We start from the raw sequence: 14980 nt of genomic DNA on the forward strand, positions 1-14980 counted from the left end.
TCTATCAAACAAAATTAAAGTACTGATGGACAAGCAAATTCAACCAAAAAATAAAAAAACGAAACGTATGTTGTTTTGGGGAATTCCAACAATCGTGTTAGCTGTTATTATATTTATGAGCGCGACACGTAAAAAACAAGTGAACTTAGACAAAGAAACTATTTCTATTAAAAAAGTGGAGAAAGGTGACTTTGAAGATGTGTTATTATTTAATAGTACGGTAGAACCAAAAACATCTGTATTGATTAATGTGATTCAAGGCGGATCGGTTTCAGAAGTATTTGTAGAAAGCGGACAACTAGTAAAAAAAGGAACTCCTTTATTACGTGTGTACAATCCGAATGCAGAATTGAATTATTTAACACAAGAAACTGCTATTGTAGAACAGATTAATAATTTGCGAAACATTCGTGTTACCATCAAAAATCAACAATTAAATTTGGATGAGCAGTTGTTAAGTATTGACAATTCGTATAAAAATGCAGAACGTCAGTACGCAACCGATCAACGTTTATACAAGAAAGATGTGATTGCTCGCAATAAGTTTGAAACATCTGAGCAAGAATACAAATTTCAAAAAGAACGAAACGAGGTAATTAAGTCAAAAGTTTCCAATGAAAAAAGTGATCGAAATGTGCAGTTAGCGCGTATCAATGCTTCGGTTCAAAAAATGGAAGAAAGCTTAGAGTTATTGCGCAAAAACAAAGAGAATTTTATTGTGAAAGCGCCTAAAGATGGTTTATTGTCATCATTCAATCCGACGTTAGGACAAAACTATAATCAAGGTGACAATGTTGGAAAAATCGATGTGTTAGATGGTTATAAATTAACAGCAAAGGTTGATGAATACTATATTTCTAAACTTCAAGAAGATATTCGCGGAATGGTTACTATAGACGAAGAGAAAATGCCAATTCGTATCTCAAAGATTTATCCTGAGATTGTTAAAGGAGGTTTTCAAGTAGAATTGCAGTTTGAAAGTGATTCTATTTCAAAAGGAATTCGCAGAGGAATGTCTTTAAAAAGTAAAATGTTTTTATCAAACAACAGCGAAGCACTATTATTACCAAAAGGATTGTTTTTTCAAAGTACAAACGGAAAATGGGTTTTTGTATTAGATTCAGACAATAAAGCAGTAAAACGAAATGTACGTATCGGACGCGAAAATCCTTTCTACTATGAAGTATTGGAAGGCTTAAAAGTAGGCGATCGCGTGATTACTTCTAGCTATGACGATTATAAAGATATGGAAGAATTAAACTTAAATTAATCATGCTTGTATTTGTATATATATTAGTAGAAAAGCTTGTCACATTATTTTTATAAAAATTAGTTTAAAGTACCAAACAGTTATTTAAGTACTTCTCGATACAATTTTCTAGTGAAAATCACTCGAAGAGACGTTTTGAAAAATAGTCAAAATTGTAAATGTTGAATGCTAAATTTTAAATGAAAAAGATACTTTTTAACAAACAACAAACAACAAACAACAAACAACAAACAACAAACAACAAACAACAAACAACAAATCAACAAAAAACGAACAATGATTACATTATCAGATTTATCGAAAGTTTACAGAACAGAAGAAGTAGAAACAACAGCAATTCACAAATTGAACCTAACCGTAAAAGAAGGTGAATTTGTGTCCATTATGGGAACTTCGGGTTGTGGAAAATCTACCTTATTAAACATCATCGGATTACTAGATGCACCAACTTCAGGAAGTTATTTATTTGCAGAAACAGAAGTTGCAAAATACAGCGAAAAGCAGCGTGCCTTATTGCGCAAAGCAAACATTGGATTTGTATTTCAAAATTTCAATCTTATTGATGAACTTTCTGTATATGAAAACATCGAATTGCCATTAATTTACAACAAAGTACCATCAAGCGAACGCAAAAAACGAGTTTTCGAAATTATGGAACGTATCGGAATTGCACACAGAGCTAAACATTTTCCATTGCAATTATCTGGAGGACAACAACAACGTGTTGCGGTAGCGAGAGCTTTAGTGACCAATCCGAAGTTGATTTTAGCCGATGAGCCAACAGGAAACTTGGATAGTAAAAATGGTAATGAAGTAATGGAATTATTAGCAGAATTACACGCTTCAGGATCTACAATTATTATGGTGACGCATTCTTCATACGATGCGCAATTTTCAAGCAGAATTGTGATGATGAAAGATGGCGAAATCATTTCAGAAAAAACAAACACACGTGACATAGACGTGCTAGTTCAGTAACAAAAGTCAATCATTCATCAATCAAAGAACAACACTTATGTTACGAACGTGGTTAAAATTATTTTTTAGAAACAGCAAAAAGAATTGGCTCAATGTCGTAGTCAATATCTTGGGATTAACACTTGGTTTTGCAGGTTTGCTTATTGTGTTATTGTATTTCAATGACGAATTGAGTTACAATAAGACGAATCCCGATAAAAACGAAATATTTAGAGTAATTCATAAAATGTCTGACGGAGATGTTTGGGCAACGAGTACCAATGTAGAAGGACCAAAATATAAAGAAGACATTCCAGAGATTAAAGACTATTATTTAAGTGATAGTTGGTATGAGAATAGCTTAGTTAAAGTAGGTGACAAAGAATTATACACTAGAGATATACTAAAGGGAGAACCTAATTTCTTTGATTTCTTTTCTTTTAAAATTGTAGAAGGAAACACAGAGACATTCAAGCAAACACGAAATAATGCAGCACTTTCTGAGAAGCAAGCAAAGATCTTTTTTGGAAAGGAATCTGCGATAGGGAAATCGATTGATGTATCAGGCAGAATATACACTATTACTACGGTTTATAAGATTGAAGGAAAACATTATTTCATGCCCGAAATGGTACTTCAATATAAAAAACAGCCATTAGATATACGTTGGGGAAATTTTTCAAAAGCATTATTTGTAAAGACAGTTGAAAATCCAAATTTGGCAGATTTAGAAGAAAAAGCCTTGGCAGTTTGGTACGAAAATGAAGTATTGCCTTCTTCGAAAAGAGATGGAATTACTCCAGAAAAATTTATGGAGAAATATGGAACAACTCCTGTTTTTGAAGCAATAGAAGATATTCGATTAAAAACAATTTCAGATGATGCTGGACCAGAAGGAAGCGGAAATTATCAGTTGATACTTATTATGTTATCGTTGTCCGTTTTATTAATTATAATTTCTTGTGTAAACTTTATCAATCTATCCATAGCTTCAGCAACGCAAAGAGCCAAAGAAGTAGGCGTAAAGAAAACATTTGGCTTATCTAAAGCAACTTTAGTTAGACAATATGCTTTAGAGATAGTTTTGCAAAGCTTTATAGCTTTTCTACTTTCTTTATTATTTGTGGAACTTCTTTTACCGTATTTTAATGAATTTATGGATAAAGAAATCTCCATTTTAGAGATCGATTTATTGGTGAAAGTAGCATTGTTAGCTATTGTGATTTCATTACTTATCGGAATTATTCCTGCGTTATATCTATCAAAATTTAAATCGGTAGAAGTTTTAAAAGGGAATATTTCAAGAAGTAAAAAAGGCGTGCTGGCAAGAAACATTATGCTGGGAATTCAATTTTTGATTTCAGGTTTTTTCCTTACGGGATCAATCATTATCAACAAGCAAGTTGGATATATGATAGAAAAAGATCTTGGTTTTAAAGGCGATCAGGTTGTGATGGTTTCTATGAATAAATATAAAGATCGTTACAAAAACTATTTACTAGCAAAAAATGAGTTGGTAAAGCATCCTAATATTGAAACTGTTACAAGTAACTCTTTTATTATTGGAGGCGGAAGTTCTAACTCAACAAACTTTAATTATAAAGACATTTCGGTACAAACTAACGCCAATGCAATAGATTATAATTACTTAGATGTCATGAATATTAAGCTTGTAAAAGGGCGAGAATTGAAAGAAGAAATTGCATCCGATACAACAAAAAATGTGCTAATAAATGAAACATTAGCCAAAGCATTACATATTTACGATGACCCTATTGGGAAAAAATTGAGCGCAGGTTTTCAGGGAGACAATAATGACGGTAAAAATTTAGAGGTAGTTGGTATGGTTAAAGATTATCATATTACAGGATTAGATGGCAAAATTCCACCAACGGTCTTTATGCATTGGAATAGTTTTGATTGGATGAAACAAAACTTCTGGACAATTCAGTTTAAAATAAAACCTGATAATGTAGAAGAAACCTTAGACTTTATTGAAGAGTATTGGAATGAAAATATAGAACAAGGCTATCCTTTTAATCCTGTATTTGTCGATAAGCGATTTGCCAGAACTTATAAAAAGTATGAAAAACAACAAACCTTATTCTTTATACTAACAAGTATTGTAATTATGGTTTCATTACTTGGATTGTTTGCTTTGGCTACATTAACCATTCAGCAACGTTTAAAAGAAGTTGCCATTCGTAAAACGCTTGGTGCATCTGTCAAAGAAATAATTTTTCAACTCGTAAAAAGCTTTTTAAAAATTACAGTGATCGCTTCTGTTATTCTAATTCCTATTGCATACTACTTTATGCAAAACTGGCTAGAGAACTTTGTATATCGTATCAATATGCCTATTTGGCCATACATTTTAACGCCAATAGTACTAGTAATCCTTGTGTTTACAGTGGTAGGAGTAAAGGCAGTTAATGCCACAAAAATTGATTTAATCAAATACTTAAAATTCGAATAAGATGTTGAAAACTTGGCTAAAATTATTCTTTAGAAATAGTAAAAAGAACTGGCTCAATACTACAATTAATATCAGTGGTTTAACGCTCGGATTGGTAGGATTGATTATTGTATTGCTGTATTATAACGATGAAAAAAGTTACGATCAGTGGAATACACAAAAAGACATTGTATACAAAATAGCACACAAATGGGGAGACGGACAAATTTATGACGGCGCAACAAATCCGGAAGGGAAAACAGTAAAAGAAGTTGTCCCAGAAGTAACAGATTATTGTGCAGTGCATTCTAGTTATGATAGTCAAATATTACGTTACAAAGACCAGTCGATCTATGAAACTAAAATTGGACGTGCCAATGCAAACTTTTTTGAATTTTTTCCACATACGATTGTAAAAGGAGATCCAGAAACAATTTTGGCAACAAAAAATACTATTGTACTCTCTACAGATCTTGAAAAACAATTATTTGGAGATAAAGAGTCGGTTGGAAAAACAATCAAATATGGAAAAAAAGAATACATTGTTACTGGAGTATATGAGTTGAAAAAGCCTTCTGTGTATTTGCCAAACGCGATAATACACAAGCCTATTACGAAAAGTAGAAATTGGGGCGGATACGGAGTGTATACTTTTTATAAAATTCCAGTAGGAACTGATCTAGGATTGGTTGAAAAGAAAATTTACGATGTATATGTAGATAGATATTATCAAAAAGAAGCAGCATCACAAGGAATTACAGTAGATGATTATGTGTCTATGCAAGGTTCGTATCCAATGTTAGAAAAGCTAGCGGACTTACGATTACATGGACAAGGTGATGATGGTATGTTGGAAGGAAAAGGAAATTACTCATTATTAATTATCATGTTGAGTTTGTCAATACTGATCATTATCATATCTAGTATTAACTTTATAAATCTATCCATAGCTTCGGCAAGTCAACGTGCAAAAGAAGTTGGCGTAAAGAAAACCTTAGGTGTTTCTAAAATTGGATTACAAATGCAATTTATTTTAGAAATTGTAATACAAGGAATTATAGCCGTTTTCCTTGCCTTGATTATTGTAGAATTATTGCTGCCAATTTTTAATGTATTTATCAATAAAAATTTAACATTAAACAATACAACCATCATTGTACAAGTAATTTTATTAGCTATTGGAATCGCTGCAATTATTGGTTTTATTACAGCATTATATGTGTCAAATTTTAAAACAATAAGTGTTTTAAAAGGAAACTTTTCAAGAAGCGGAAGTATGATTTTGGTGCGAAATGTAATGCTAGGTTTACAGTTTGTAATTTCAGGATTCTTCTTTATTGGTGGATTGGTCGTATATGCACAAGTAGAGTATATGAGTTCCAAAGATTTAGGATTTTCGGGAGAAGAAATTTTGGTAGTTGAGTTTAATGATTCGCAAACGAGTAGAAGCAAACAATATAACTTGATTCAAAATGTATTTTTAAACAATCCGAATATAGAAGGTATTTCCTCTACGTTTTTAGTACCAGGTGCTGACAATGATATATCTTTAGATGTTACTCATAAAGACATTGTTGTTGATGTAAAATTCATTCCTTTAGATTTTGGACACTTGGAAATGATCAATACAAAAATTGCCAAAGGACGTTACTTTTCAAAAGACTTTGCTTCAGACACTATAAACAGTATTATTTTTAATGAAACGGCAGCCAAACGTTTAGGAATCGCAAATGACCCTTTGAACAAAGAAGTAGGAATCGATGGGAAAAAGTTCAACGTTGTAGGAGTTGTAAAAGATTATCACATTGCAGGATTAGACAAAGAAATCAGACCAGCATTTTTCATGTATTACACAGGTTTCGATTGGGTTCGTGGCGCCATGAGCACAGTTCAATTCAAAATAAAAGAAGGAAAAAAACAAGAAGCTTTAGCAGAAATAGAACGTTTTTGGACTACCGAATTAGAGCCTGGTTACCCATTTTCTTTTTATTACTTAGATCAATACTACAGTAAAACACATGACATTTATAAAAAGCAACAAACACTATTTTTTATTTTAACATTAGTTGTCATATTTATCGCATTACTTGGATTGTTTGCTCTGGCAACACTTACCATTCAGCAGCGTTTAAAAGAAGTTGCTATCAGAAAAACATTGGGCGCATCTGTCAAAGAAATCATAGTGCAGCTCGTTAAAAGTTTCATCAAAATTACAGGAATTGCAGTTATCATTCTATTGCCAATTGCATACTATTTAATGCAAAACTGGTTAGACAACTTCGCATATAGAATAGACATGCCTTGGTGGCCGTTTATTGTTGCGCCAATCATACTATTAATTCTAGTATTTGTAGTGGTTGGTATCAAAGCGTTTAATGCCACTAAAGTTGATTTAATCAAATATTTAAAATTCGAATAATGTGTTGAAAACGTGACTAAGAGTATTTTTTAGTTAACACACATTTGAAAAAACGAAAACCTCACAAAATTCATAACATACCTTTTTTTAATAAAAAAAGTAAATAAAACGAGCATGAGATTATTCACCGTACTTCTATTTTTAACCATTGGTTTTTCCTCTTTTGGACAGACAATGAAAGAAGTAGAAACATTTAAACATAATTCTATTATTATAAATAATGATACAATAAATTATCATACCTATTCAAAAAAACCTATCAGTTCAACAAAAACACTTTTGTTATATGTTCAAGGTTCAAGAGCTAAATCTCTTTATAAAACAATTAAAAAAAATGGAAAAAAGTATATTAAAACAATCATTCCAATCGATTTTAACCTAGTACCTGATGACTGCTTATTTGTAGTAATATCAAAAAAAGGAATTCCTTTTTTAACAAAATGGGATGAAAAGTTTTCAATTCCAAAATCATATTATGAAAATCAAACATTAGAGTATCGAACTTTCCAAGCCGACCAAGTAATTAATAATTTAACAGATACCTATAAGAATCAGTTTAAGAAAATTATCGCGCTTGGACATTCGGAAGGAAGTGATGTAATAGCTAAGTTAGGAACAATAAATAAAGATATTACGCACTTTGGGTATTTGTCTGGCGGAGGAAATACACAATTTATTGATTTCATTACTTTCGTAAGAAAGGAAATAGATAAAGGACAAATTAGCGAAGAAGAAGGATTGAAAGAAATAAATTCAATTTTAGAAGATTTAAAAAAGATAATGGCTGATCCAAAATCGACAGATAAATTTTGGGCGGGTAAAAATAATAGTTACAATCGATGGAGTACTTTTTCAGAACCGCCAATTGATAACCTCATACAGATTTCTAAACCTATATTTGTTGCCATAGGAACAAAAGATCAAGCTGTAGCACTTGAATCAGCTTACTTAATCCCGATAGAGTTTATAAGGAAACAAAAAGATAATTTGACGTTCAAAGTCTATCCATACTTAGATCACGGATTTGGAAAAGAAATAGAAGCTGGAAAGTTTGAAGAGCATTGGAACGATGTTTTTAAAGATTTTTTAAATTGGGTAAATGAAAAATAAAGTATACGAACACTGTATAAAAATTGCAGTTTAGTAAGTATAAATTGAATACCAAAATCAAAATTTAAATCCCACAGGTTTGTGAAGCATTCACAAACCTGTGGGATTTTACTTTTTCGAATATTTTAGGAAAGCTTTCCTTTAATAAAATGTATATACTTTTTTTGAGTAAGAAATTTTAGCTATTATTTTCTATATAAATGATAGTAGTTTCTGTAATAATAACCTTAGATACGAGCTGTTTTTTGTTGATTGAATTACGTGAAGAGCTTACCTTTATTGTGGGAAAAATAAGTTTTTCTGTTAAAAAATGCTTAAATTAGAGCAGCATTTGTTTTAAAACAAACAAATGTTACCAAATATTAACCATAACCAAATTTAACCTAAAATTATGAAAACAAATTATTTATTATTGTTGTTTTTGATGGGTATTTTTACCGCTCAGGCTCAGAAACAAGGCTCCTTAAAGGCAACATCTACAGCCAAGGCAGCTTACATGGTAGAAGTCCCAGCGTTGTCCAAAATGGATAACATCATTGCGGCAAAAGGACAAGAACATGTTGCACCTCCGAAACGAAGAGGGACTAACACATTTGTTGAAGGTAAAGGACTTCCTATTGGACGCGATCCATTAATTCAACAACAATTAAATGTTCCCAAAGCTGCGGGTAGAGCACCAACAGTAGATTTTCCTGCGCACACAGGAACAGTCCTTAATGATCCTACGGGCGCAATTGGACCAAATCATTATGTGTATGCATTCAACTCTGGATTCGGTATTTTGGATAGATCAGGGAATGTATTAGTTCCAGAAGCTTCACTAGCAACATTATTTCCTAATGAAGACCTTGGTGATCCTGTAGTAGTATATGATCGTTATGCAGATCGTTTTATCATCATGCAATTTAGTGATACGCCAAATGGAATCTTAATCGCTGTTTGTCAAGGACCAGACCCAGTAAATGATGGCTGGTACACATATCGTTTCAATACAGGATCTTTTCCTGATTATGAAAAAATGTCTGTATGGAGTGATGGATATTATATCACGGCAAATAAAGATTCAGGAAATCCTAGTAACAATGATGTTATATATGCACTAGAAAGAGATGAAATGATAGCTGGAAATGCGAATGCTCAAATAGTAGGATTTCCGCTTCCAAGCGCAGCAACTAGTGGTTTTTATAGTCCAGGAGGATTTAACTGTATCGGACCAAACTTACCGCCAGTTGGAACGCCTCAACCTATAGTGTATTTACAAGATGATGCTTGGTCAGGTATTTCACAAGATCATTTAAAAATATGGAATGTTAGTGTAGATTGGAATACGCCAAGTAACTCTTCTATATCATCGCCTCAGATTATCAATACAGCACCGTACGATTCTGTATTTGACAATGGATCATTCCAAAATCTAGACGAACCAGGAAATGGACCTGATATTGATGCACTACAAGCAACAATGATGTATATGACAAATTACAGACGCTTTGGCTCTTACAATTCTGCTGTGATGAACTTTGCCGTAGATGTAAGTGGAAATGATAGTAAAGCAGGAATTCGATGGTACGAATTAAGACAAACTGCCGATGGTCAGCCTTGGACAATTTATCAAGAAGGAACGTATTCGCAACCAAACTATAGTACTTTTTGCGGTAGTATCAGTATGGATGCACAAGGAAATATAGGACTTGCGTATACTATTGTAAGTAGTACTGTATACACTTCATTACGTTATACAGGTCGTCAAGTATCCGATCCGTTAGGGACAATGACAATAGCAGAACAAAATATTGTGGATGGAGATGCACAAAATAATAGAGGAGATGGACGTTATGGAGATTATGCTCAGTTAACTGTAGACCCAACTGATGATATGACTTTCTGGCACATTGCTGAATATATGAAAGGACCAAATAATGTTAGAAAAAGTCATGTAGCAGCATTTAAAATTGAAGTTGGACCGCCAGATACAGAAGCGCCAACGACACCAACAAACTTGTCTGCATCTAATACAACAGATACGACTACAAATTTATCATGGACAGCTTCTACAGATAATGTGGGTATTGCTGGATATGATGTTTATCAAGATGGTAATTTAGTCGGAACAGCTTCTGGAACAACATATACAGTAACTGGCTTAACAGCATTAACGAGCTATGACTTTTATGTAGTAGCAAAAGATGGAGCAGGAAATACTTCAGGAAATAGCAATACAGTTACAGTTGTAACTTTAGATGTACAAATAAATTACTGTGATTCTGCAAGTACAAATATCAATGATGAATTTATTGGTCGTGTACAATTAAATACGATAGACAACTCATCTGGAGCTCAATTCTATACTGATTTTACTGGTATTTCAACAACACTTGACAAAGCTTCACAATATACAATAACGGTGACACCAACGTGGACAGGAACTATTTATAGTGAAGGATATGCTGTTTGGATTGATTACAATCAAGATGGTGATTTTACAGATTCGGGAGAGCAGGTTTGGACACAAGCACCAACTACAAATACACCTGTAAGTGGTAGCTTTACAGTTCCTTCTTCTGCAACTAGCGGAGCAACCAGAATGCGTGTGTCTTTAAAGTATAATGGAATACCAGGACCTTGTGAAACCTTTACCTATGGTGAAGTAGAAGATTATACAGTTGTGTTACAAGATGGAACAGGTGGACCAACATGTGATGATGGTATTCAAAATGGAGATGAAGAAGGTATTGACTGTGGAGGTTCGTTCTGTGATCCTTGTTCTACAGGACCTGTTGTAATTCATGAAGGTTTCTTCGAAACTGGATGGGATAATTGGGTTGATGGAGGAAGCGATAGTTTCCGCTATGCTGGAACACGTTCTTATGAAGGAAGTTACTCTATTAGATTAAGAGATAACACAAACAGTTCTACAATGACATCGGAAACATTCGATTTGTCTAGTTATGGTTCGGTTAGTGTTGAATTTTTCTTCTTCCCAAATAGTATGGAAAATAATGAAGATTTCTGGCTTCAGTACAACGATGGTTCTGGATGGCAAACAGCGGCTACTTGGGCGCGTGGATCAGAGTTTGAAAATGACTTATTCTATACATCTACGGTGACATTAAGCGCAGCAGACTACAACTTGAATTCCAATGCACGTTTTAGATTTAGATGTGACGCCAGTGGAAATGGAGATCGTGTTTATATTGATGCGGTAACGATAACAGGTAATGCAAGTACAAGTCGTATCGCGAATACTACGAAACGTGTTACTAAAGAAACGCGTCAACCAACAATAGATACGCATGAACTTAGTACTGAAGAAGAGGATGGCTTTACACTCTATCCGAATCCAACGCAAGGAACTCTTAACATTAAGAATACTTCAGGTTTAGAAGTAGATACTGTAAAAATATTTTCTGCTTTTGGAATGTTAGTTAAAGAAATTAAAGGACTTGATAATGATGCAAGTATTGATGTTTCTAATTTTGCATCCGGAACTTACTTTATAAGATTTGTTTCAGGAGACACGATGGTAACAAAAAGATTTGTTAGAAAATAAGCATTAAAAAGCATACTAATAAAATTAAAAATGAAGCCGTTTCAATACGTATTGAAACGGCTTTTTTTATACACTCTTTTTCATAATTAATATAAGAATTCAAGATGTTAAAACGATATTTTAAAAAAATCAAAAAGCAGAAAAAAGAAAAGTGATGAATCAAACATAAAAAACTACGTACAAACACTTGATTTTAAAATGCGTATTTATGCTACTTTCAAATACGCGTTTAATATTGTATGTTTGGTAAAACTGTCAAAACCATATTAATTATGTCAACCTCAAACCCGACACCAAAACCAAACCCAGATCCAACACCAAAACCTTCAACGCCAATTAAGCCTAAGGAAACTGCAAATGTACCGCCAAAAGGTATTTCGAAAGGTGTTTCTAATGAGCTCATGGTTCAAATAAAACAAGAATTAGAGAATATGCTTGCGTTTGCGATGCGAAACGGGAAAGTGATCAATACCGAATTGAATCCTTTGATTGAAAGCGATAATTTAGACGATTTAATCAATGCGCATAATATTCTTGCAAAAAATATTGCTCCTGCGACACCAAAATCAATTAAATATTTAAATCGATTAAACGCAGAAGAACACAGTGTAACCATATTTAGCAGATTGCCAATTATTCGAAATTTAATCATATTAGCATTACTTTTCTTGGCACTTTTTATAGGAACTTCACTGTCAAATCAAGTAGACAATGCATCGCTGGCTAAAGGCGTATTGTCAAACCATGGTACACCATTACTATTAAATTTACTATTTTTATGTGCTACTTCAGGTTTAGGAGTTATCTTTTACTTATTGAAAAGTGTCAGTGAAGGAATTCAAAAAGGAACCTTAATGCCTGAACAATCTATCTATTACGTAGGTTTGATTGTACTAGGAATTATGTCTGGATTAATTTTATCAGAAATCGTATCTACCTATAATGATGGAAACAGTTTAACCGTTTTCAATAGCAGTGTATTAGCACTTGTTGGAGGATTTTCTTCGGATGCAATTTTTAGTGTATTACAAGGAATTATCAATAAAATCAAAGCTGTTTTTACATCAGACAACGACTAATTTTTTAATTAAATAATATATAAATGAAATTAATTATAAAAACTTTGCTAACCGTAGCTATCTTTATTGGAGTTGTTTCATGTGCTTCCATTCCAGCATCTACAGCAACTTTATCACAAGAAGTAATAGCGGAAGCTGGCTCAATGCATCAATTGAATATAGCGTTGGTAAATCAACTATTTGATGAACGAAAAGATAAAGTGAATGATTTTATCAACAATCAATACATTCCAAAATTCGTCACAAATTTCGAATCAAAAATTCCACCTGGAACAGATATAAGTGCAGAATTGCCAAATATTTTAAAAAGTGTGATGCCAGTTATCAATAGAAAACGCGATTCACTTCAAGGATTACTTGATACGCAACGAACTCAAGTTATTACATCACTCAATGAAAGTTATGCAAACTATCAACAAGCAAGTAGTACATTGCAAAACTTAATCAGTTCTGCGGTAAAATTAAAACAATCTGAAGCAAATACGTTGGCACAAATACAAAGCCTCACAAAGACCAACATTAATGTTGGACAAATAGCAGGTCATTTAGATAGTTTGCTTATTAAAACAGGAAATGGTTTTGATAAATTATTAAAGGTAAAATCAGCAATTAACGGAAACAACTAAAATCGATAACGTATGAGTGATAATATAAATTGGGACAACTTAGCAAATGAAGCCGCAGATCAAACGGATGCAGAATTCAATACAACAATTGCAAGTTTGACACGTATGAGTATTGCAGAAATAGATCAGTTCATAGCTGAAAGTAAAATTTCAAATGCTAATGCAATCAAAGTTCTAAAAGAAATCAATGATGCAGCAGCTTCAAACTCAGCAAAAGCAGACGCAATTGCCAATATTGACAATGGAGTTAGCTTTTTAGTAAGTTTGGCAAACAGGATTGTTTAAGACATAAAAAGGAAATATATTCGCAAAGCAATAACATATTTTATATGTTGTTGCTTTTTTTAGTGAAAAAGATATCAAACACTTAGAAAATTTTGTTGATAAATTTTATGTAAGGAATTCACAGAAAAACCTACTTTTGTTAAAAAGCGTTTAATAATTAGAAAAAAGAATTATGTCAGATACAAATACAGCATTAGATTGTTTAATAATAGGAAGTGGACCAGCAGGTTATACAGCCGCAATTTATGCAGCCAGAGCTGATATGAACCCTGTAATGTACACAGGAATGGAACCAGGTGGCCAATTAACAACAACAACAGAAGTTGATAACTTTCCAGGATATCCGCAAGGAACTGACGGAACTGCTATGATGGAAGATTTAAAAAATCAAGCAACTCGTTTTGGAACAGATGTACGTTTTGGATATGCAACTCGTGTAGATTTTTCAAAAGAAGTAGGAGGAATTCATAAAGTTTATGTAGATGATGGAAACGGAGAACAAGAGTTCTTAGCAAAATCAGTTATTATTTCTACAGGAGCTTCTGCTAAATATTTAGGATTGGAAAGTGAAGAACGTTTAAAAGGTGGTGGTGTTTCTGCATGTGCTACTTGTGACGGATTCTTTTATAAAGGACAAGATGTAATTGTTGTTGGTGGTGGAGATACTGCTGCAGAAGAAGCTACATACTTAGCAAAACTTTGTAAAAAAGTAACGATGCTTGTTCGTAAAGACGAAATGCGTGCTAGTAAAGCAATGCAACACCGTGTAAATGCTACTGAAAACTTAGATGTATTGTACAATACTGAATTAGATGAGGTATTAGGAAATATGGTTGTTGAAGGTGTTCGTGTAGTAAACAATCAAACGAAAGAAAAGCACGAAATTCCTGTTACAGGAGTTTTTATTGCTATTGGACATAAACCAAATACAGACATGTTTAAAGGAATTTTAGATATGGATGAGACAGGATATTTAATCACAGGAGCAAAATCTACTAAAACAAATCTACCAGGAGTATTTGCAGCAGGAGACGTGCAAGATAAAGAATATCGTCAGGCAGTTACAGCGGCAGGAACAGGTTGTATGGCAGCATTAGATGCAGAGCGTTATTTAGCTTCTGTAGAAGATGTAGTAGAAGCGTAAAATGATTTTAGATGTACGATTTACGATTTACGATTGTAGATTTACTATCAAACTAAATTAAAATATATAAAACCGCGTAAGATTC

10 protein-coding genes are annotated in these 14980 nt (G+C 33.0%); all 10 read left to right on the forward strand.

The features are described from left to right. Window positions 1-25 precede the first annotated feature (25 nt). The 10 genes from ACRBBL_RS12650 (at window position 26) to trxB (ending at window position 14895) form a co-directional block, all read left to right on the forward strand. Window positions 26-1270 (forward strand): efflux RND transporter periplasmic adaptor subunit, encoded by a 1245-nt coding sequence (locus ACRBBL_RS12650; protein WP_431369423.1) that lies wholly within the window; start codon window positions 26-28, stop codon window positions 1268-1270. A gap of 276 nt (window positions 1271-1546) precedes the next feature. Beyond that, window positions 1547-2248 carry an ABC transporter ATP-binding protein gene (locus ACRBBL_RS12655; RefSeq protein WP_431369424.1) on the forward strand — a complete coding sequence of 234 codons (702 nt, stop codon included), beginning with the start codon at window positions 1547-1549 and terminating at the stop codon, window positions 2246-2248. Between the two features lie 37 nt (window positions 2249-2285). Beyond that, the gene (locus ACRBBL_RS12660; RefSeq protein WP_431369425.1) at window positions 2286-4703 is read left to right on the forward strand and encodes an ABC transporter permease; all 2418 of its coding nucleotides are present in this window, start codon (window positions 2286-2288) and stop codon (window positions 4701-4703) included. A gap of 1 nt (window position 4704) precedes the next feature. Then, window positions 4705-7101: an ABC transporter permease gene (locus tag ACRBBL_RS12665; RefSeq protein ID WP_431369426.1), complete on the forward strand. Its 2397-nt coding sequence runs from the start codon at window positions 4705-4707 to the stop codon at window positions 7099-7101. Between the two features lie 114 nt (window positions 7102-7215). Continuing rightward, window positions 7216-8211: a dienelactone hydrolase family protein gene (locus ACRBBL_RS12670; protein ID WP_431369427.1), complete on the forward strand. Its 996-nt coding sequence runs from the start codon at window positions 7216-7218 to the stop codon at window positions 8209-8211. A 391-nt stretch (window positions 8212-8602) separates the two neighbouring features. Further along, window positions 8603-11761 (forward strand): GEVED domain-containing protein, encoded by a 3159-nt coding sequence (locus tag ACRBBL_RS12675; RefSeq protein ID WP_431369428.1) that lies wholly within the window; start codon window positions 8603-8605, stop codon window positions 11759-11761. A 272-nt stretch (window positions 11762-12033) separates the two neighbouring features. Next, a complete protein-coding gene (locus ACRBBL_RS12680) occupies window positions 12034-12840 on the forward strand; it encodes a hypothetical protein (RefSeq protein WP_431369429.1) in 807 nt (268 codons plus the stop codon). A 23-nt stretch (window positions 12841-12863) separates the two neighbouring features. Next, complete coding sequence (locus tag ACRBBL_RS12685) at window positions 12864-13466, forward strand: hypothetical protein (protein ID WP_431369430.1); 603 nt, start codon at window positions 12864-12866, stop codon at window positions 13464-13466. Between the two features lie 12 nt (window positions 13467-13478). Beyond that, window positions 13479-13751, forward strand: coding sequence for a hypothetical protein (locus tag ACRBBL_RS12690; protein WP_431369431.1), 273 nt, complete (start codon window positions 13479-13481; stop codon window positions 13749-13751). A 172-nt stretch (window positions 13752-13923) separates the two neighbouring features. Beyond that, window positions 13924-14895, forward strand: a complete 972-nt coding sequence (gene trxB / locus ACRBBL_RS12695; RefSeq protein ID WP_431369432.1) for a thioredoxin-disulfide reductase — start codon at window positions 13924-13926, stop codon at window positions 14893-14895. Window positions 14896-14980 lie beyond the last annotated feature (85 nt).

The sequence above is a fragment of the Kordia sp. genome (assembly GCF_050633145.1).
GTDB lineage: Bacteria > Bacteroidota > Bacteroidia > Flavobacteriales > Flavobacteriaceae > Kordia.